Source organism: Peribacillus sp. FSL P2-0133, from assembly GCF_037975445.1.
Taxonomy (GTDB): Bacteria; Bacillota; Bacilli; order Bacillales; family DSM-1321; genus Peribacillus; species Peribacillus simplex_E.
The window spans coordinates 5,020,078-5,040,346 of record NZ_CP150254.1; the positions used below are offsets into that span (position 1 = coordinate 5,020,078).

A 20,269-nucleotide genomic window follows, 5' to 3' on the forward strand; every position below is an offset into this window, starting at 1 on the left:
AGCAATTCAAGCCTGAAATAACCTGTTTCAAAACAAGGTTCCGCCAAACTCAAACCCGATTGGTATGGTATAATTACAGAAGGGTGAATTTTTGCTTCAGGAGGTTAAATAATGACGATCAGCAGCATCATATTGGTGGTAGGTGCAGTCTTTATCGGCGCCTTGATGCGGACGATGTTCGGGTTCGGTGAAGCGATAGTCAGCATGCCCCTGCTTGCCTTACTTCACATTCCGCTTAATACTTCGGTATCCTTGATTGGGTTGGCAGGTCTTACCGTTGCCTCACTAACTGTCGTTAGCGGATGGCGTCATATCGAACGTTCGGTATTAATCAGGCTCGCGCTTGCAACGGTCATCGGCATACCAGCCGGCCTCGCTTTGCTCCATTACGCACCTTCGATGATCATTACTTCTGCACTCGGTGTTTTTTTGATGGCATATGGAGGATACTCCCTTCTTAAGCAAAAACTTTTCCAGGCTGTGGATAAACCGTTACTCACCTCGAAGGGCTGGGTATGGCCGTTCGGTTTTGCGTCGGGAGTCCTTGGCAGTGCATATAACTTTAATGGGGTGCCGGTCGTCGTCTATGGAACTTTAAGAAGATGGAGTCCGGATCGATTCCGAGGAACATTGCAAGCCCATTTTCTTATATCCGGAATCCTTGTCGTGATGGGGCATGCGCTAGGCGGACTGTGGACAGCCGATTCATTAATTCTCTACGTTTATTCCATTCCAGCCATATTATTGGCGACTGGTCTCGGAATCTTCATGAATAAGCGAATTCCTGCGAAGAAATTCGAAAGCTATTTATTCTTTATCATCATTGCGCTAGGTGTACTATTATTGCTGCTCCATGGCTGAAAACCAATAAAAGCCTGATTTCTCATTGAAACACCGAGAAACCAGGCTTTTTGCAGGATTAATAGAATCATAGTTGAATCGTCAACCCCGGATATCCCGTTTGTTATATCCGATAAAGCCAACAGTCAGTAATACTATGGCTATGATGGTAAGAATGAATACCTTCATGAAGCCCATCTCTTCAATAGGAAGTTTCGGAATATGGCCAAATGGTGTTAGTTTACCCATCCATTCCGGAAATTGAAGCATTCCCCCTAAATAAACGACTAAGATTGAGTATGTCAAGTAAAGCCAAGTCAAGCCAGATAATTTCGGTGCAAAGCCAATAAACAGCACAGCGAGACCAATCATGATCCACATTGCAGGCAGGTAGACCATTGCTGCGCTATATAAAGTGCCGAAAGCAATCCCTTTATCCATCACCGAATTCCCGACTGCCCAAAGACCGATTGCAGCAAGCGTAATCATGAGAAAACCGGCCATGACGGAGATGATAAGATAGCTGCCCATAAGCCTTGTACGTGATACAGCGCGGCTCAGTAAATGTTCAGTACGATTCTTTTTTTCTTCCCCTTTAAGCTTTAACATCGCCATTAAAGGCGGAATGGTGCAAATCATGGAGATGACTGACATCAACATCGTCAAAAATTGTTCTGTCAGCGAATAGCCTTCAACAGGCGTCAATAGTTCGGCCATCATTTCATTTTTTGCAAAAAAGGATTCCAAATCACCTAAAACGGAACCGTAAGATGCTCCCAAAATGAACATCCCGGCTGCCCACGAAATTAATCCTATACGCTGAAGCCTTAACGCAAGGCCAAGCGGACTTTTTAAAAACGTTGAAGCATATTTCCTGCCTGGTTTAGCCGGTATGAATCCAGCTTCCAAATCTCTGATGCCATTCAAATATAGAGATAGGACAACCAAAGTGATTGCCGCACCGATCGTAAGGATGATGGGCCACCAATAATTTTTCACATATACTTCTGAACCTAAAACCCAACCCAATGGAGAAAACCAGGAAAGGGTTTCATTGCTAACGTCCCCAATCGCCCGAATAAGATAGGAGAGAAGCAATACAGTGATGGAATATCCAATCGTACCTCGCGCACTCTCCGTAAGCTGGGCAAATAATGCCGTTATCGCCGAGAAGAAAATACCTGTTGCCCCTAAAGCTGCTCCATACATAAGGGAACCTTCCAAATCCATGCTTTCAATTCCCAGGGCATACAATCCGAAGCCCGTTATTATCGCGATCAATGCATTCGTTCCAAACGATACGGAAATGGTTGCAAATAAATTAGCCAACCGGCCAGCCGGCAAAGAACGAATCATTTCGATGCGGCCGTCCTCTTCATCTGCGCGTGTATGGCGCGTAACAAGTAAAATACTCATTATCCCCACGGCCATAGCAGTTAAGAGTAACATTTGATGCGCCATCATCGCTCCGTTTGTATAGTCATCCAGACCGTAACCTTTCCCCACCATCGCTGTCATTGCAGGGTTCCTCATCGTTTCTGCAATGGTTTGCCTTTCTATCCCAGTCGGATACAGATCGGTGAATGCCATTGCAACCATAAATGAAAGGACCGATAGGGAAATTATCCAAACAGGGATCCGAATCCGATCTTGCCGTACGATGAATCGGGAGAGCCTTCCTGTATTATGATAGGACTGGTTCGCCATTATAACGCACCTCCCGCCCCAGTATCAGAAGTCTTCCTTTCGCCTTCATAATGGCTCATGAATAAATCTTCCAATGTAGGCGGCGCGCTTTCCAATTTCACAATTCCAAACTGGCTTATATACTTCATGACATTATCCAATTCATTTGTATCCACTTGGAATGAAAGTGCTTGATCTTTCTTCACGATATCCCTAACACCGTTTACATTCCCTAAAGCAGGGATAGGTTGCTTCGTTTCGACAAGCAAGCTTGTTCTCGTTAAATGACGTAACTCATCCAATGTTCCCGTTTCAATTATTTGTCCTTGCCGAATGATGCCCACTTTATCGCATAATCTTTCCACTTCAGAAAGAATGTGACTGGAAAGTAATATGCTTTTTCCTTCATTTTTCGCATCCAGCACACATTCCTGGAAAACTCTTTCCATCAATGGATCTAAACCTGATGTTGGTTCATCCAATATATAAAGGTCGGCATCAGATGAGAAAGCAGCAATCAAAGCAACCTTTTGCCGGTTCCCTTTTGAATATGTCCCGCATTTCTTGGAAGGATCCAAATCGAATTTTTTTATAAGTTCTTCACGTCTGCTTTTATTGTTTGCCCCGCGTAATTCAACAAATAGGTCAATAACTTCCCCGCCTGTTAAGTTGGGCCATAGGTTCACATCTCCTGGAACATACGCGATCCGCTTGTGAATTTCAACGGCATCTTTCCATGCATCCATGCCAAAAATCTTCGCTTCCCCATCCGTCGCTTTTAAAATACCGAGCAACACACGGATAGTTGTTGATTTTCCAGCACCATTAGGACCGATGAATCCAAACACTTCACCTTTATTCACTTCAATGTTCACCCCATTTAAAGCGGTAAACTTTCCAAACTTTTTCGTTAAATCCGTTGTTTTCAATACTGACATTCCTCATCCACCTCTTCCTCATTGAATTAAATACGAAAGAAATTATGAAATATTTTAATCGATTTAGTTCATAATATATAAAATAATAATTCCTGACAATAGTTTATGAACTTATTTTATTGTTCTATTACATATTTTTAATTAAACTAAAGTTGAGGTGAAATAAATGGACGGGTTTCAACGCCGCAGGGAACAAAAAAAACTGAATATACTAGAGGCTGCCTTAGCTTTATTCATGGAGTATGGTGTCCAAAAGATTTCTATTGGAGAAATAGCCAAAAAAGCAAATGTATCTCAAGTAACGATATATAATTACTTCGAAAGTAAACATAACTTGATTCATGAGGTTTTTATTCATTATACAAATAAGGCCTTGGATGAATTTGAACAAATACTTAATAGCAACATGGCTTTCCCTGAGAAAATAAAGCAAATCATGTTCACGAAGAATGAAACTGCGAAACACATTCATGAAGATTTTTATCAATATTTAATGAGGGAATACACTTCCGGAGTCAATTATATGGAAAAAATATATACAGAAAAGGCTCTGCCACGCTTTATTGATCTGTTTAACCAAGGGAAGGAACAAGGATATGTTGATCCAAATTTATCCAATGAAGCGATTTTATTTTATATAAAAGCGATGAATGAATATATCCAACGGGAAGAGGTTTATCAAAGCATCTTGCCTTTGACTGAAGATATCATGAAGATTTTGTTTTATGGGATAGTTGGGGAAAATAAGAAATGAACCATAACCGCGGACTTAAAAAACGGTTTGAATCGATTCACACCGTAAAATCTTTTTTAAGCTCATTCAATTCCTTTGCCAAAATGGATTTCCTTAATCCTTTTTGGCGATTGAATTCTCTCATTTCCTCTGGACTTTGATAAGAAAGCCTGAAGTGGTAGTAATTTATATGCTCGATGATGGCGAAAGCATAAAGAAATAAATACCAATAAATTCCTGATCGAACAACTTTTAATTGATAAAAAAAGACTGCTATTCCTGTGGCAATAAGGAATAGGTTGAGCCTTTTAAAGAATAGAAAAATCCGTAATTGCGTATAAGGTAAATGGGCGTAATCGTTTTCTTTTGCCCGTTTTCCATTTAAGAAACCAATATAAACTTCCTTGAAGCAAAATAAATTCCAATAGGACGAACGCATAAACAGATGAAAATGAAGTTAAGTAGGAATCGGTCCAATCATGTTGCATCAGATACAAAACCCACAGTACAGCAAAAATCACAGTTGCCATCAATTAGACTATATATAAATGAAATAATTTTCTTTTAACCCTTTTTTGCATAAGATTCCCCTTCTCACCCCTTAATAAGTTTTCCCATCTATAATCTTCTTGAAGATTAAACCATCCTTATTTTTCCATATATAATATACGATGGACAAAGTTTTCCGTTTCATGAATTACGCTATAATTTTCTTTCCTGTTAAATGAAATTTCCGATGCATATCAATAATTTAATGATAGAATTGGTAATTATTGTTACATCATGAATAGGAACTAGTAATAATCATTCGTTATGGAGGGATTAGTGAATTGAGTCATTTTATACATAATACATTGTCGGGACTAAAAGAATTGTTGAATAAGAAAGACCAAATGAAGACAGTATCAGACGAAGGAGAAGTTGGTAACGTTTCGTGTTCTTTTAACGCTCCGATAAAGACAACTGAAGTTGAAATGTTTGAAAGTGAAAACAATATCAAGCTTCCTGAAGACTACAAGGCATTCTTAACACTCCATAATGGGGCAAGAATATATGAATTGATTGATGACGACGGTGTTAATATAGGGAGCGGTCTTCATTTATTTAGTTTAAATGAAGTAAAAGAGGCTCAAGAACTTGAGATTATAGGTGAACAGGGGATTCCGATTGGACATTTATTGGAAGATTGTTTTCTAATATTAGATAAAGAAAAACTAAAGGTCGGGGATCCAAATTACCTTCATATATTGGAGTTTACAGAGCTTTCATCTCTAAATCTTAATTTTGAAATCTTCTTGGACCGCTACATTATTTCACAAGGTGTACCGTTTTGGAGCTGGCCTATATACACAGCTGAAAACTACTATAGAACCAGGTAAAATAAATAAAAAGAGCGATTGCTAAGAAATGCAGTCGCTCTTTTTTTGTTTCGACTCTTCCATTCAGATCCCGAAAGCCCATTTTAATTCGTGGTCAATGTTAATAATTTGGCGGAAGTATAATTATATTTCTCAATTGAAAAATCGAAAACGACTCCCGCTTTTAAGAAGACCGTATTTTCAACAATTAAAGTCGGATCTCCTGGTTGCAAGTCCAAAAGCTTTGCATCATCGTCATTTAGTTTCTCACATGAAATGATTTTATCTGCAAAACCAATATTCAACTTTAAATCCTCGACGATATATTCATAAATGGAACCATTTGCGATTTCTTTATTTAAAATGGGAATGATGTCTTTATTGAAAAAGGACTCTTCTATTACAATGGGTGCACCATTTAAGTACCTAACCCGTTTGAGGTTATAGATTTTGGTTTTCACATTACATTTCATTTGTTCGGCCAATTTTTCATCAGCTTCTATTAATTCCAACTTCAGCACTTTACTTGTCATTTCATCCTTTGCAAACTCTTTGGTTAAGCCATTCATATCCTTCATAGAAATACAGCCGGGTCTGGAAAATTCCCTTAGGAATATGCCGCTTCCTTGAACTTGATATATGTAACCCTGTTCAACCAATATATTGATTGCTTTTCTTATGGTATTCCTGCTGACATCGAACTTCTTCATCAACTCTTCTTCAGTAGGTAACTTAGTATTTAATGTATATTTTCCATCTAATATTTCTTTCTCCATTTGTTCTACGACCATTCTATACTTTACACCCATATTTCCATATACCTTCCTCTATACATAATGATTTCGAACGTTTTCGAACAATAGTTTAGACTAAAAGAGAGGTTTTCTTTACAATAGTTTATTTCATAACGATTGTAAAGAAACCTCTGTTTCTTTTTAAATCAACTAACTTTTTCAATTGGGGTTTCTTGTTCCAGTGCTACTTTATCAAGCATTTTAACGAATGGGAAATATACCACGGTAGCCATACCCAATATAGCTAGTTGGACGACTGCCCCTTGCCATCCCGATAATAAAAAGCCTGAAATGATTGGTGGGGTTGTCCACGGGACCTGTACCGCTGTAAATGGATGGATAAACCCTAAAATAATTGAAAAATACGTCATCAATACGGCAATGACAGGTACCAAAACGAATGGAACGATCATTAAAGGGTTAAATATGATGGGTAGCCCGAAAATGATTGGTTCATTAATATTGAATAAACCTGGAACCAGCGACATTTTAGATAACTGATTCACTTGCTGTGATTTAGCGACAAGCAGCGCTGCTGCAATTAAACCTAATGTTATGCCCGCACCACCGAATTTCGCGTAAATATCCACTAGCTGAACCGTAACGATTTTTGCATTTCCGCCTACGGCCAACGTGTTACCGGCATCTATGACAGCTTGATTCGCCAAGGCATTTGAAGTTAAAATAGGTGCCATGATTCCCATGACGATATTCGGACCGTGTAATCCAAACCACCAGAAAATGGAGATTAATGCCATGATAATGATGATTCCAGGTAATGTATCTGATAGATTTTGCATGGGGATCTGTAATACTTTATAAATGATTTCAGTCATTGATACGCCTTGAATCTTATCACAAATGAGGAAAATGAACATCGATAATAACATGATCACAAATCCAGGAACTAATGCCGAGAAGGCATTTGAAACACCAGATGGCACGCTTTCCGGCATTTTGATCCTGATATTTTTTTTGATGAACCATGTGTAGATCGCACCGACAGCCAACCCTACCAATATGGATGTTATCATCCCTTGTCCGCCTGTCCAGGCTTTAGGAATGACTCCGCCAACCACTTCCCCAGAAGGACTTTCAACAAATGAATTGCTGAGAATCAAAAATGAAATGATACCGATTATCCCTGCTGGAACGGCTTCAATATTGCTTGTTTTCACATAGGAGTAAGCGATTCCAAAAACGGCTATGAGAGCAAGAATGTCAAAAGTGGCTCCTGTAACTTGATTCAATGGCACCATCCAATCTGCACCAAATAAATTAGCCATGATTTCATTCCAATTCTTGATCGGCAGGTTTGCTATTAATAAGAAAATGGAGCCAATAAGTGTCAATGGCATCGTAAGTACGAAACCATCCTTAAGTGCGACGGTTGCTTTTGCATTTGAAAATTTCATGAATGCAGGCATCATTTTCTCGAATAGTTTTTCAATACGCGACATAACTACCCCTCCTAGTCAATAGTGAATAATCCTTACTAAGTAAGACTGACCTTATCCTGGAAATAGATTAGGTCAGTCTTTTTCATGATGACTGAAAGCGTTACAGCTCTTCTCCTCTTGTTTCAATAATGTGCTTATACCAATGGAACGATAACTTCTTCTTCCTTTCCAAATTATTTTTATGATCCACGTAAATAAAACCGTATTGTTTTTTATAGCCGTTTAACCAGCTTAATAAGTCAATGACTGACCAAGCATAATAGCCTTTTAAATTAATTCCTTCACTTATTGCACTTTTAATCACTGTTAAATGCTCTTCAATATACTTGATTCTTGGGACATCGACAATTTCACCATCTATGATCGGATCTTCGTCGCCTAAACCATTTTCAGTGATATAAAGTTTTACATCGCCATAACGTTCCTTCAGCATCCTTAAGCCATCCAAGAACCCCTCAGAAGAAATTTCCCAGCCCCATTTTGTATATACTTTATCTTCCATCATGACCGTTCTGTATACACCGTCGAATGATGGGTTGCCAGGTTTTCCGGTCGCCTTATCACGATCAATTTTCGTGCTTTCAATCGTTTCATTAATTTTGGCTACCCTTGCTGGCTGATAATAATTCAAGCCTATGAAATCATTGTAATCAGCCGCATCCTTCAACAAAGTCAACTCTGCTTCTGTCCAATCAGGTGTCAGGCCTTTTTCCTTTAAGGCATCCACTACATAACTTGGATATTCCCCTTTTAAAATCGGATCATAATACCAAAATGTTTGATAGTGATTCGCATGCATCGAGGCAAAAATATTTTCTTCTTTGCCGTCAATGCTAAAAGCGGGGTTAAAAACATGTGTTATGCCAATTTCGCCGAATTGCCTTAAGTTTTTATAGATTTGAACGGCTTCAGCATGAGCCACGAATACATTATGAGTAGCTTGAAAGTATTTTTTTTGATCGTTTACAAGTCCTGGTGGATGGGCTCCATTCAAATATCCTAATGTGCAGAATACAACGGTTTCATTAAAAGTTATCCAATGTTTAACCCTGTCACCGAAAGCCTCGAAACAAACCTCGGCGTATTTAGCGAATGCACGTATCGTTCTTTTATTCACCCAGCCCCCGTCCGCTTCTAAATTCTGTGGTAAATCCCAATGGTATAGTGTAACGAACGGGACGATTCCATATTTCAAGCATTCGTCTATGACATTATTGTAAAATTCGATTCCTTTTTCGTTTATTTCACCGTCACCGTCCGGGATGATGCGCGCCCAGGAAACTGAAAATCTATAAGACTCCAATCCCATTTCTGCCATTAGTTTTATATCTTCTTTATATCTATGGTAATGATCAATCGCTACATCACCGTTTGTATTTTCGAATGTTTTACCTGGAATCTTTGAAAAGACGTCCCAATTACTCAGCCCTTTTCCATCTTCATTCCAGGCACCCTCCACTTGATATGATGCAGATGCAGCTCCGAATAAAAAGTCTTTTGGAAATTTCATGTTGTACCTCCCACTATTGCTTTTTCACTAGATTCAATGCGGTTTCTAAAACCTTCTTGCCGTTCATCATGCCGTAGTCCATTGTATTTATCACCTCGACAGGAACCGATTTCGGTTCGCAAACGGCTTTTGCTTTAGACAGAAGGAACTTAACTTGTGGTCCTAATAGAGCCACATCAATTGAATCTGCGATCTGTTCCAATTCAGATTCTGGATATGCATTGATTTCTACTTCCAAACTATTTGCTTGAGCTTCTTTTTTCATTTTTGTCACTAACATACTTGTTGACATTCCTGCCGAACAAAACAAACCGATTTTAACCATTTTCATTTCCCTCCAATTTTTCTTTTAATGCATTTATATCTTTTTGCATCGAAATTAGATTGTTTAATAGTTCTTTCACTAGAATGGCATTCATTAAATGATCCTGAGCATGAATCATTAAGATGCCAATATCCGTTTTGTTTCCATTTGCCTCATTTGTTATTAATCTAGTTTGGGCTTTATGTGCTTCTAGTAAGGCTGCTTCCCCTTGATGTATCAATTCCTCTGCTTCTTCATATTTATGGTCCCGCACAAGGGAAATCGCTTGATAAAAGTTGGATTTGGCATCTCCCGCTCCAGCAATCAAGCCAAATATGATCATCTGTACATCTTCTTCAGAAGTATAAGGCATCTATAATACCCCTCCATTTCATAAGAATGATTTATATTTATTGGTACAAATTCATAGGTATGAATATAGTATAAAACGTGCACACAGAAATGTAAACGCTTATATTCTATCTATTCAAATAATTTCTTGCGTTTTTATTCAGCAACAAAGGAAGCCAATCTTTTTGATTGGCCCCTTCCTTCAATCTTGGTGTTCATTATCTTTGCCATTGGTAAGTAGCCACGGATTTGGCCGGCAGCTCACCTTTGATTTGTTCACCCTCGCTAATGAACTTGAATTTTTGAGGTTCATAGGATTGATTGATAACTATAGATACAAGTGTCTTTTGGTCAGGACTTAAGAATGCTACATTTGTAACCGTATCCGAAGAACCATAATCACTGTCAACACGAGTGAACCCTGGCTTAACAAACTTGGAGAAATGACCAGTTAAATAATATTCCGGAGTCAACCAGTAATTATCCCTATCAGCTGAATCTTGAATCAATAGTGTAGGATCCGGCTGACCCACCCATTGATGCGTTTGAATGTCGCTATCCAGCATGACCACCCAGGAATTATAACTCCTCGCCCAGTTTCTCATGTATTGCGCAATTCGATCCGCGCCATACGTTCCCCAAACTGCACGCTCCGTTAAATACACGTTTTTCTGTGGGAATAAGTTGTGTAATCTAGTCATTTCAGACAAGGATCCGCCGTAATCGTGGAAGGCCGTACCATCTAAAGCATCATAGGCTCCCTTATCTTTTAACAATTGTTCCGCGTATGCTCCTGTATCACTTGGGTTATGATCAAATCCCCAAAGTTTTACATGCTTGAAACCGTTGTTATCGAGCTCTTTTCTTAGGAGTGCCGCTAATTCCGCTGCCTGGCTGTAAGGCATATTGGTACTCGGGTACTCAATCTCCAGCATCGGTTCATTTTGCAAGGTCATTGCACTTATATCGATTCCCTGTTTCTTATAGGCTTGAAAGTATTTCAAATAATATTTTGCCAGGATTGGCAGGTATTCGTCTTTCACCTGTCCTTTGATCATGCTGTCAGACGTTTTCATCCAGCCTGGAGGACTCCATGGGGAGGCAAAGAATGTAACATCCGGATTGATTTCCTTAATTTGTTTTAACGTTTCAATAATCTTATAATCAATATCCTTTTGGATTGAAAAATGCTTCAGATTGACATCCGTTTTCCCTGGCGGCATGTCGTCATACGTATAAAATTCCTGTGCCGTGAAGTCAGATGTGCCAATCGTTGTTCGAATAAGGCTCATTCCGATGCCTTTATCCGGATCTATCAATTTATCGAGAACTTCCTGTCTCTTATCAGGGGACATTTTCGTCAAATTATGAACGGTCGACTCATCCATTGAAGAACCGATTCCCAATATGCTTTGGTATTGTTTGGTCGGATCAATGTTTATGGTGGTAAGATTGGATGCATCCGGTTTGGTGATGTCCAATTTTTCCTGCTTGGATAACTTCTTATCATCTGGTTGATACCTAGAATCAAAGTACCAAGCAACATCACTTGGTTCCCGTTCATTCGTGATCCATGATTCAACTGCCTTTGCCTTAATAACTTCTGCGGGTACATCCTCAGTCGGAGGAGGTATTGCCGGAATATTGCCAACCCGCTTAAATTCGAACCAGTTTAAGTTCAATGATCCCTCGATATATTCAAATTTGATCTTTTGTTTACCCTTCTTCAAGATGACGCCATCAACCGTAGATGTGTCCCAATTTTGCCATCCCCCAGTGGATCCGACTCGTAACTTACCAAGCAGCTTCTTTTCTTCGCTAACGATATTAATCCCGGTTTGACCACTTAGATTGGCCGCATAACGAAAATCGGCTTGATAAAGGCCATCCTGTTCTACATTTATTTCGTACTCCAACCAATCTCTTCCATCCGCATACCCCATATTTAATGACCCTTCAGATGAATTCTCCGTTTGCAATCCGTATTGGGCGGCAAAATCCTCTGCTTCAATTTTCCCTGGTACTTTTAAGCCAGGCTTTTCAGGGAGCTCTGGTTTTTCAGGCAGCTTTGGCGTAGCCTGCTTCTTCGTCAGACCATATCCATAATTAAACATAAAATGACCCTTTTTGTTTTCTCTATTTTCATAGGCTTCCAAATAGAAAGGCCAACTGACTGGCAATTTACCTGAAAATTCCTCACCACCGAGCAAGACATCAGCAACTCCTGCACCCTCAGTACCAGGAAGCCACGCTGCAACCAAACCTGACCAATCCTTCATTTCATCCGTAATGATCATCGGCCGGCCAGATACTAATACGACAACAATTGGAATATTCGGATCTGCCTTGCGGACATTCTCCAATGTTAATAGATCCATTCGATTTAAATGAAGATCAGTGGCATCACCATCAGTTTCTGCATATGGTTCTTCACCTACAACAACGATAGCAGCATCATTTCCTTTTGCTCCTCTTCCATGTTTGTTATAAGTGATTTTCTTTTGTTTTCCACCAACTTCTTTTAATCCTTCTAGAATAGTCGTACCTTCAGTCGTATCACCTGATTTCCCTTGCCATGATATCGTCCAGCCACCCGACTGCTTTCCGATATCATCAGCGCTTCTGCCTGCCACAAATATTTTGTCCATTTTCTTTAATTGAGAAAGAATCGGTTTACCATTCACTTTATCATTTTTTAATAGGACTAGAGATTCACTGACGGATTGACGCGCTATTTCCCTGTTCTTTTCAGACCCAAATGACTTAGCCAACTTTGGATCTGTCATTGGTTTTTCAAAAACACCAGACTCAAACTTGACCCGAAGAATCCGTGTAACGGCATCATCTAGCCTTTTTTCTGAAATTTCACCTTCATTCACCAGTTCTTTTGTAAGTTTAAGTGTCTCTTTCCAGTTTTCAGGCTGCATCAACATATCGACCCCAGCATTCACTGCCACTTCAATCTGCTGCTTTAACCCGGAAACCGCATTCCCATTTTGATCCTTCGTGATTTGCTGTATCCCATACCAATCAGAAATGACAAATCCCGTAAAGCCCATATCCTTCTTCAATACATCGGTAAGCAGCCGTTTGTTCGCATGCATTTTCAACCCTTCAATACTATGAAAAGAAGCCATCACCGTTCTGGCCCCTGATTCAATAGCCTCCTCATATATCTTCCTGTCATTCTTAAGTATCTCTTCTTCTGTATACTCAGTCACATCACCTTGATTGACTCCGCCTTTTGTATATCCTTCACCAATGAAATGTTTAGCGGTAGCTAGAACATTTTCCGTTTTCTTAAGGTTTTTGCCTTGAAGCCCGTCAATATAGGCTGCACCCATGTTGGCAACGAGTTTTGAGTTTTCTCCAAACCCTTCATACGTTCTTCCCCATCGGATGTTTTGGACATTGGCCATTGTCGGGGCAAACGTCCAATTCACGCCTGTAGATTTGATTTCTGATGCGGCAGCATGTCCAATTTTCTCTATTAATTCTGTATTCCTAGTGGCACCTAAACCAATATTATGCGGGAAAATGGTAGCGCCTTTTACGTTATTATGACCGTGGACAGCATCTGCTCCATATAATAGTGGAATGCCCAATCGGGTAGAAACAGCTCCGGATTGATATGAATCCACTAAGTTTGACCACTTTTCACGGGTGCTGTTTTCCTCCTTTCCATCCGGAAAAGAACCTCCCCCGCTTAATACCGAACCTAATTTATATTCCTTTACATCATTTGGGGTTACTGAGGCTCGCTCAGCCTGGATCATCTGACCGACCTTTTCATCGATTGTCATTCGTTTTAACAAATCTTTGATTCTTTCTTCATCAGGTGCCTTCTCGTTCATATATAATGGTTTCCCTGCTTGCTTCGCCTTGACTGTTCCTGATATATTCCCTACGAACAAAGTAAAGGTAAAAATACACAAAATTATTATCGTAATGGTTTTTCTCATTTTTCTCCTCCATTATTTGATTTAGATTACTTTTTGCTTCTGATCCAGGTAAATCTCAAAACGAAATGAAGATGCATGTCACCCCCTTTAAAGAAAGATATGAAATATGTTTCTGCTAATCTAAAATGCAGAAGATGATTATCGGATAAAAAAACAGAATGTTCTGAATTCAAAAGCTACTCTTCATTAATGACTTCCATCCTTAATTAAAGGGAATTCTGGCATTTTTAATTCAGATTGATAAGTATACATTAAATTCATTGGTATGAATTTATAGGTACAAATGAATTATAAAGCGTTTACATAAAATTGTAAACGCTTTTTTCACTTGCAGATCAAGTCAACAAAACAGGATAATATCTGCCTTTGATAGACTGGTTCTCTTTAATGGCTCTTTCTTACTCTTTCTAAAATTAATATAACTTCAATTATATTTTTTACTAGGCTTATGGAATTGAACATGTTCCATATCCTCGTGCTGTTCCTTATTTCAACAAAAAAAAGAGACATCAAATCGTTTACGATAAGATGTCTCAAAATCTATTCAATTATCATTTTACCTGTTCCCCAAACTTGCAGTTGTTTATAAATCCTTCATTCTCTTTAATGTGTAAACAAAGTATTCCCAGTTGTTTATGGTCGAAGGGATGCTTAAGTGTTCTTCAGGTGTATGTACGGAAAACATATCCGGTCCGATTGAAACAGTATCCAATCCTGGTATCTTATCTATGAATACTCCACACTCGATCCCTGCATGTACAGCGATGATTTCAATATCTTCATGATATTTTTCTTTGTATGTCTCTTCAAATAATTTCTTGAGTTTCGAATCAGGATTATAGGGCCATTCCGGATAATCCGCGTCAACCAATAGCTCGCACCCAAGCATGTCGGCAATCGCCTTTGCTTGCGTGACCATATTATATTTGATGCTTTTGACCGAACTCCTGATTTCACTTTCGAATATCATTTCCGCTTCATTTGTTGTAACGACACCTAGATTCGTCGAACTTTCCACTAATCCTTCTATTCCCATGCTCATTCCTTGAACGCCATGCGGGATTACCAGTAAGGAGGTAATGGCTTTTGTCACCGTCTCTTTGGAAAAAACGGTTGAAGAAACCGTTTCAATCTTTTCAAACCTGATCGATACTTCAGGGTCGGAAGATTGCAGTTCATTTTTATAAGTATTTTCCCATTGCTGGAGTCTCTCCGTTATCTTCTGAACATCTTCTGCATGAATCAGTACAGTTGCCTCTGCTTCACGAGGAATTGCATTCCCTTTCAGGCCCCCGTTCATTTGCTGTATGTAGCAAGGGAAGTCTGTCGTTAATCCATGTAATACTCTGCCCAAAAGTTTATTGGAGTTCCCTCTTTCCTTATGGATGGACATACCGGAGTGTCCGCCCTTCAACCCTTTAATCCTGATGTTATAAGATACAGCATCAACAATAGAAGCCAATTCCCATCCGATTGGCAGGACCTGACGAACGCGTATTCCTCCTGCAGAGCTGACCAGCAGCTTTCCATCTTCCTCCGAATCGATATTGATCATCATTTTTCCCTTGAAGTGAGCCGGATCCACGGCAAGAGCACCGTTCATTGTCGTTTCTTCTTCAGTCGTTATGACTATCTCAAGAGAAGGATGCGGAATATCATTTGCATCCAATAATGCCAAAGCATACGCAACAGCAATTCCATTATCCGCCCCCAATGTTGTATCCGTCGCATACAACATATCTCCCACAATCCTTAATTGAAGCGGATCTTTCTCAAAATCATGAAGCGTACCCTTGTTCTTTTCGCAAACCATATCCATATGCCCCTGGATAATGACGGTAGGTGCACTTTCATATCCAATTGTGGCAGGCTTTTTGATGATAACATTCAGCGCCTCATCCTGGATCACCTCCAGGTCCCTATCCTTAGCGAAGTGAACCAGATAGTCACTGATCGCTTTTTCATTAGCCGATCCTCTGGGGATTTTGGAAATCGCTGCAAAATAATGAAACACCGGATGGCTCGATAATTCTTCTAAAGTGCTATACATGGAAATACACCCTTTCATTTAAAATATTTGTACTGCCTCTCATCCTTTTACTTTTCCAGAACGGAACACTGCTACTCTCGTGAACAATGGATACAGAACGTACCCCAGATAAACACCACTCATATTCAGGATAAGGTCATCGACATCCAAACTTCCGCGCCGAAAAACAAACTGACAGACTTCGATGCTCGAAATCGAAAGTAATGGATAAAGCAATTTCCTTTTAGCGGAGGGCTCTTTCCCTTCCCTGGACAACAAATACAGCCCGAATGGAATGAAGAGCCCCACATTGGCGCTAAGGTTATAAAATGACACAAGCCCGTTCATTTCGTTCGATAAATATAAAAGAAGCGTAGAAAAAGGAATCAAATTATACGAATATACCTGCCCTTCTGGTCGAAAGAACAGTAAAACCAATAATGATAAACTGTAGCCAAACAATACTGCCTGCCATAAAAGGCGTGGAATTCGGACCGTTTCACCTCGAAAAAAAAGAACCGTAAACGAAACGAAAAGAAGTATACAAAACCAGACAACGATGATTACTAAAGGATTCAAATATAATCGGAGCTGAAGGAAAAAAGGCAAACCGCACAAAAACAATGCTTGCGACAGCAAAAGGGAAAGCATGACCGATTTTAGAGACATATAACTCCCCCCTTCTATTTCCAAATCATTGCATATGCTTATATCCTAGGACAACTTTAAGAACCCGTCAATAAACTGCATTAACCTGTCAGTAGAAAACCGTCCGTCGAGGGGACGCTTTTTCGAATATATCAACCGATGGGAAGGATAATTCGGCCTTCTTCCGGTAAAACAAAAAAGCCGGTTCCCCATGTTCGGGAATCCTGCTTTTTTGTTTAATGATAAGTTCATTTTAAAGTGCACGGTACTTTTTCAAACTAATAATATTGATGGTGATAAAAACGGCTGCAAATGCAAGAAGAATGAGGAGATCCAGTAATACCTCATTGAACGTGAAGCCTTTATACATAATGCCGTTCATGGCATCCGAGGCGTAATAGAGAGGCATGATCTTGCCGATTTTTTGCAGCCAGTCTGACATTCCATCCAATGGGAAAATCCCTGTAAAGAAGACTTGCGGCACGATGACCAGTGGAATGAATTGTACCATTTGGAATTCAGATGTCGCGAAGCTCGATAGTAATGTACCAAGCGATAATGCAACGAGCGCGACCAGTATATTGGTCAGTAAAACGAGCCAAATGGAGCCAACAAGAACGATATCCAATACATTGACAGCATATAGTACGACAATTATGGTTTGAACGAGAGCAAATAAGCCATATCCGATCACATAGCCCGCTACAATTTCGTATCTTTTAATCGGGGTGGCAAGCAGCCGTTCCAATGTACCACTTGTACGCTCTTTCAAAAGCGCAATCCCCGCTATTAAAAATACAAAGAAGAAAACGAAAAAGCTGACGAGCATCGGACTGAAAGTATCAAAACCTTTTGTGCTGGCATCCCCGTATACATATTGCTTCTCAATTGAAGGAGTGTTTTTTTCATTCCCTTGCAAAGCCTGCATCATTTGCATTTGAATGGCCTTTGCACGTGATGGTTCGTCGTTCAATAGTGTCAGTTTCATTTTGCCATTTTCAACATGCAGCCAGCCATCCGAATCATTTTCAATCATTTTTTCCTGTGAAAATTCCTCAGCAGCCGTTACTTGAAAATCCGCTTGTTTCAATGCTTTGACCATGGTTTCATCACTGCCTGTAACAACGAGTTTCAAATCACTTGCTTCTGTATCGAAAATAAAATACATGAGCGTTAAAATGAGCAATGGAGCCAGGAAAAATAAAGCGAGTGTCCTTCGATCCCGGCGCAGCTGCTGTGTAATTCGAGTAACTAGAGAGGCAATTCTCATTTTTGGCCACCTCCAATCCTTAAAAAAACATCATCAAGCGTTTCCGCGGCAAATTGTGTTTTTAAAGCTGCCGGGGTTCCTGCCGCGATGATTTCACCTTCACGCAGCATCGCCAGTTTATCGCATCTTTCCGCTTCATCCATTACATGCGTCGTAATGATGATCGTCTTATGATCTTCATTACTTAAACGCTCAAGTTCCTGCCAAATTGATTGTTTCAGCAAAGGGTCTATTCCTACTGTCGGTTCATCCAAAATGAGAATCGCCGGATTTTGGATGAGTGCAACCGCCAGTGACAGACGGCGTTTCATTCCCCCGGAATAATGCGCAACCCGAACATTCAAGTCATTCGTCAACTGTACGATTTCAGCTGCATATTGAATGCGTTCCCTTCGTTCCTTTTTCGAAAAACGGTATAGCTTCGCAAAAAATTCGAGATTTTCAGCTCCCGTCAGTTCTGTATATAAAGCATCGGACTGTGCCATATAGCCGACATCCATTAACAGTGCTTCATTTGGCACTTCATGATCCAGAACTGTGACTTTACCCGCATCGGGCTTAATCAATCCGACAATCATTTTAATCAAGGTCGTCTTTCCGCATCCGGATGGACCTAGCAAGCCAAAAATTCCGCTTTTTTCAATATTCAGGCTCAATGGCTGAATGACCTTTTTCTGATGAAAACCTTTGGCAATTCCTTCAATGGAAATCGCATTTTTCAATGTACACACATCCTCCCTCTTTAATTAACACGGTGTTGAGTGTATCATCATTCTAAGACAGCATTTGGTCTAATACAATCAACACATTTGGAAAAATGTTCAGTGAAGGAGACATTCCATGGCATCGATTCATGAGGATATGGTACAAAAGACGAAAATGCAGATACAATATCATTTCATTGCACTCGTTGAAGCAGAGGGGTTCTCACATGTATCAGTGAAGAAAATTGCAGAGCGCGCCAACATTAATCGGGGCACATTCTATTTGCATTACACAGATAAATATGAATTGATGGATCACTTACAGCAGGAATTGTTAAATGAACTTCAAACTCGCATTACTGCCATTTTGCCGAAAGAGGCTTTTATGGCTCTTCATCAACAACAGCTTTACCCGCCCTTCATAGCGATTTTTCAATTCATCAGTGAGCATGCCCACGCTTTGAGGGCCATTCTTGGTGATCAGGGCGATCCTTCTTTTGCAAAAAAAATAAAGCGCGTATTCGGTGAAGTACTATTAGAGCGTTTGATCAGCCATCATCCAGCAGCTAAAGATGAAGCATTCCGCATGTATATGCACGCCTTCATGACATCGGCGATTTTAGGGGTGATACAGGAGTGGCTGGAGAATTGTGAAGAGCAGACGGCGGAAGAAATGGCGAAAATCCATTTTCAAATCTTGAACTTCATCAGCCAATTGCGCACATTCATACAATGAACGATCAAAGGCATGTTCCATCAACATACCTTTAAATCTGATTACATCTTGGCTTCCGCTCCTATATTACCAACGGAATAATACCTGCTCTTAGAGATGCTCATAGCAAAAAAACTCATTTAAAATAAATGAGTTTAAAAGCAAAACAAGATATGGATTTTTCGCTCAGCGTTCCCGGATAGAGCACAGGGATTTCATAATTGAATACCTAATGATGTTAGGATTTTAGTTGATTTACCTTAGGGAAAACAATTTTAAAAACGGATTCTTTTTCTTATCCGTTATCCTTAACTCATCCATGATGATTTGATCCTCATGATCGGCTATCCATTTCCTTAGTGCATCTTTATCCTGGCATTGTGTTAAATATGTCTGGCCACCCTTGCCTGTAGCATTAATAACATATCTATTGAACGTCTTCTCCATAATTGCCCGCCTTTTTAATAAAATGTGTTGAATTTTTAAATACGAATGCAATGCTTTTTTTCTTTATCATTTACAAAAGAAACATAATATATATTACAAATTTTGATTGGCGAATAGTGTTTTCTGCTTGAAAGTATTGAATAAAGTACATCGGTGCTGGTTATCATAATCGGATTAATCGAACCTATCATAATGTGCTAACTAATATTTGTCAATACGTTTTTAAAATGTAAATGAAACGTAAATTTTCAGTCTTGTTAAAGAAATATTTTTTTACGATTTAGGGGTTTACAACTGCTAAATGTTGGGAGTAGAATACGTTTATCAATTTAATGCATTTCGGCCTAAACTCAAGGGAATTGAGTACGGAGGACCCAATCAATTGGGGTTAATTCTGCCTTGCAGAAGGGATGAGATCAGCTCTTTCGCCATCCTACCCGTCAGCTAACTTCGTCGGCTAAAGCGAAGGAGGTCATAAGACCGCCTATTTCGGGAGTTTATTTGCACGCTTTTTGTGGCA

Annotated in this window: 17 protein-coding genes and 1 riboswitch; of the genes, 4 read left to right on the top strand and 13 right to left on the bottom strand. The window is 39.7% G+C overall.

What is annotated here, in order from left to right; genetic code table 11:
* Window positions 1-111: 111 nt before the first annotated feature.
* Entirely contained in the window at window positions 112-861 is a 750-nt protein-coding gene (locus MKY17_RS24160) for a sulfite exporter TauE/SafE family protein (protein WP_339200955.1), read from the top strand.
* Window positions 862-942: 81 nt separating this feature from the next.
* Here the strand turns inward: MKY17_RS24160 and MKY17_RS24165 are convergent, their stop codons facing one another.
* Window positions 943-2,547, bottom strand: a complete 1,605-nt coding sequence (locus MKY17_RS24165; protein ID WP_339200956.1) for an ABC transporter permease — start codon at window positions 2,545-2,547, stop codon at window positions 943-945.
* Window positions 2,547-3,464 carry an ABC transporter ATP-binding protein gene (locus MKY17_RS24170; protein ID WP_098373056.1) on the bottom strand — a complete coding sequence of 306 codons (918 nt, stop codon included), beginning with the start codon at window positions 3,462-3,464 and terminating at the stop codon, window positions 2,547-2,549. The genes MKY17_RS24165 and MKY17_RS24170 overlap by 1 nt, the downstream gene beginning before the upstream one ends.
* A 166-nt stretch (window positions 3,465-3,630) precedes the next feature.
* Between MKY17_RS24170 and MKY17_RS24175 the strand changes: the two genes are divergently transcribed.
* Together MKY17_RS24175 and MKY17_RS24180 are read left to right on the top strand one after the other, a co-directional pair.
* The gene (locus MKY17_RS24175; RefSeq protein ID WP_098373055.1) at window positions 3,631-4,218 is read left to right on the top strand and encodes a TetR/AcrR family transcriptional regulator; all 588 of its coding nucleotides are present in this window, start codon (window positions 3,631-3,633) and stop codon (window positions 4,216-4,218) included.
* 809 nt (window positions 4,219-5,027) lie between these two features.
* Complete coding sequence (locus tag MKY17_RS24180) at window positions 5,028-5,576, top strand: SMI1/KNR4 family protein (protein ID WP_339200958.1); 549 nt, start codon at window positions 5,028-5,030, stop codon at window positions 5,574-5,576.
* Between the two features lie 83 nt (window positions 5,577-5,659).
* On the opposite strand, the gene MKY17_RS24185 is transcribed toward MKY17_RS24180, so the two are convergent.
* The 10 genes from MKY17_RS24185 to MKY17_RS24230 form a co-directional block, all read right to left on the bottom strand.
* Window positions 5,660-6,364, bottom strand: coding sequence for a GntR family transcriptional regulator (locus tag MKY17_RS24185; protein WP_098373053.1), 705 nt, complete (start codon window positions 6,362-6,364; stop codon window positions 5,660-5,662).
* A gap of 131 nt (window positions 6,365-6,495) precedes the next feature.
* On the bottom strand, window positions 6,496-7,809 hold the full coding sequence (locus MKY17_RS24190; RefSeq protein ID WP_098373052.1) for a PTS sugar transporter subunit IIC: 1,314 nt from the start codon (window positions 7,807-7,809) through the stop codon (window positions 6,496-6,498).
* 100 nt (window positions 7,810-7,909) lie between these two features.
* Window positions 7,910-9,319 carry a glycoside hydrolase family 1 protein gene (locus tag MKY17_RS24195; RefSeq protein ID WP_339200959.1) on the bottom strand — a complete coding sequence of 470 codons (1,410 nt, stop codon included), beginning with the start codon at window positions 9,317-9,319 and terminating at the stop codon, window positions 7,910-7,912.
* A 13-nt stretch (window positions 9,320-9,332) separates the two neighbouring features.
* Window positions 9,333-9,644 (bottom strand): PTS sugar transporter subunit IIB, encoded by a 312-nt coding sequence (locus MKY17_RS24200; protein WP_098373050.1) that lies wholly within the window; start codon window positions 9,642-9,644, stop codon window positions 9,333-9,335.
* On the bottom strand, window positions 9,637-9,996 hold the full coding sequence (locus tag MKY17_RS24205; RefSeq protein ID WP_098373049.1) for a PTS lactose/cellobiose transporter subunit IIA: 360 nt from the start codon (window positions 9,994-9,996) through the stop codon (window positions 9,637-9,639). The genes MKY17_RS24200 and MKY17_RS24205 overlap by 8 nt, the downstream gene beginning before the upstream one ends.
* Before the next feature lie 196 nt (window positions 9,997-10,192).
* Window positions 10,193-13,936, bottom strand: a complete 3,744-nt coding sequence (locus MKY17_RS24210; RefSeq protein WP_098373048.1) for a glycoside hydrolase family 3 N-terminal domain-containing protein — start codon at window positions 13,934-13,936, stop codon at window positions 10,193-10,195.
* Window positions 13,937-14,519: 583 nt separating this feature from the next.
* A complete protein-coding gene (locus MKY17_RS24215) occupies window positions 14,520-15,986 on the bottom strand; it encodes an aminoacyl-histidine dipeptidase (RefSeq protein ID WP_098373047.1) in 1,467 nt (488 codons plus the stop codon).
* A gap of 39 nt (window positions 15,987-16,025) precedes the next feature.
* Window positions 16,026-16,634, bottom strand: coding sequence for a VanZ family protein (locus MKY17_RS24220; protein ID WP_098373046.1), 609 nt, complete (start codon window positions 16,632-16,634; stop codon window positions 16,026-16,028).
* 232 nt (window positions 16,635-16,866) lie between these two features.
* Window positions 16,867-17,883 (bottom strand): ABC transporter permease, encoded by a 1,017-nt coding sequence (locus MKY17_RS24225; protein ID WP_098373045.1) that lies wholly within the window; start codon window positions 17,881-17,883, stop codon window positions 16,867-16,869.
* The gene (locus tag MKY17_RS24230) at window positions 17,880-18,605 is read right to left on the bottom strand and encodes an ABC transporter ATP-binding protein (RefSeq protein WP_098373044.1); all 726 of its coding nucleotides are present in this window, start codon (window positions 18,603-18,605) and stop codon (window positions 17,880-17,882) included. The genes MKY17_RS24225 and MKY17_RS24230 overlap by 4 nt, the downstream gene beginning before the upstream one ends.
* A 118-nt stretch (window positions 18,606-18,723) precedes the next feature.
* Between MKY17_RS24230 and MKY17_RS24235 the strand changes: the two genes are divergently transcribed.
* Window positions 18,724-19,323: a TetR/AcrR family transcriptional regulator C-terminal domain-containing protein gene (locus tag MKY17_RS24235; protein ID WP_098373043.1), complete on the top strand. Its 600-nt coding sequence runs from the start codon at window positions 18,724-18,726 to the stop codon at window positions 19,321-19,323.
* Window positions 19,324-19,557: 234 nt separating this feature from the next.
* Here MKY17_RS24235 and MKY17_RS24240 read toward each other — a convergent pair whose 3' ends face one another.
* A complete protein-coding gene (locus MKY17_RS24240) occupies window positions 19,558-19,749 on the bottom strand; it encodes a hypothetical protein (protein ID WP_076370632.1) in 192 nt (63 codons plus the stop codon).
* A 331-nt stretch (window positions 19,750-20,080) separates the two neighbouring features.
* Window positions 20,081-20,223: riboswitch (cyclic di-AMP (ydaO/yuaA leader) on the top strand.
* Window positions 20,224-20,269 lie beyond the last annotated feature (46 nt).

What these genes read in the sequence shown, in the direction of transcription:
- MKY17_RS24160 (WP_339200955.1), top strand. Translation starts at nt 112, where the DNA reads ATGACGATCAGCAGCATCATATTGGTGGTAGGTGCAGTCTTTATCGGC.
- MKY17_RS24165 (WP_339200956.1), bottom strand. Translation starts at nt 2,547, where the DNA reads ATGGCGAACCAGTCCTATCATAATACAGGAAGGCTCTCCCGATTCATC.
- MKY17_RS24170 (WP_098373056.1), bottom strand. Translation starts at nt 3,464, where the DNA reads ATGTCAGTATTGAAAACAACGGATTTAACGAAAAAGTTTGGAAAGTTT.
- MKY17_RS24175 (WP_098373055.1), top strand. Translation starts at nt 3,631, where the DNA reads ATGGACGGGTTTCAACGCCGCAGGGAACAAAAAAAACTGAATATACTA.
- MKY17_RS24185 (WP_098373053.1), bottom strand. Translation starts at nt 6,364, where the DNA reads ATGGGTGTAAAGTATAGAATGGTCGTAGAACAAATGGAGAAAGAAATA.
- MKY17_RS24190 (WP_098373052.1), bottom strand. Translation starts at nt 7,809, where the DNA reads ATGTCGCGTATTGAAAAACTATTCGAGAAAATGATGCCTGCATTCATG.
- MKY17_RS24195 (WP_339200959.1), bottom strand. Translation starts at nt 9,319, where the DNA reads ATGAAATTTCCAAAAGACTTTTTATTCGGAGCTGCATCTGCATCATAT.
- MKY17_RS24200 (WP_098373050.1), bottom strand. Translation starts at nt 9,644, where the DNA reads ATGGTTAAAATCGGTTTGTTTTGTTCGGCAGGAATGTCAACAAGTATG.
- MKY17_RS24205 (WP_098373049.1), bottom strand. Translation starts at nt 9,996, where the DNA reads ATGCCTTATACTTCTGAAGAAGATGTACAGATGATCATATTTGGCTTG.
- MKY17_RS24210 (WP_098373048.1), bottom strand. Translation starts at nt 13,936, where the DNA reads ATGAGAAAAACCATTACGATAATAATTTTGTGTATTTTTACCTTTACT.
- MKY17_RS24215 (WP_098373047.1), bottom strand. Translation starts at nt 15,986, where the DNA reads ATGTATAGCACTTTAGAAGAATTATCGAGCCATCCGGTGTTTCATTAT.
- MKY17_RS24220 (WP_098373046.1), bottom strand. Translation starts at nt 16,634, where the DNA reads ATGTCTCTAAAATCGGTCATGCTTTCCCTTTTGCTGTCGCAAGCATTG.
- MKY17_RS24225 (WP_098373045.1), bottom strand. Translation starts at nt 17,883, where the DNA reads ATGAGAATTGCCTCTCTAGTTACTCGAATTACACAGCAGCTGCGCCGG.
- MKY17_RS24235 (WP_098373043.1), top strand. Translation starts at nt 18,724, where the DNA reads ATGGCATCGATTCATGAGGATATGGTACAAAAGACGAAAATGCAGATA.
- MKY17_RS24240 (WP_076370632.1), bottom strand. Translation starts at nt 19,749, where the DNA reads ATGGAGAAGACGTTCAATAGATATGTTATTAATGCTACAGGCAAGGGT.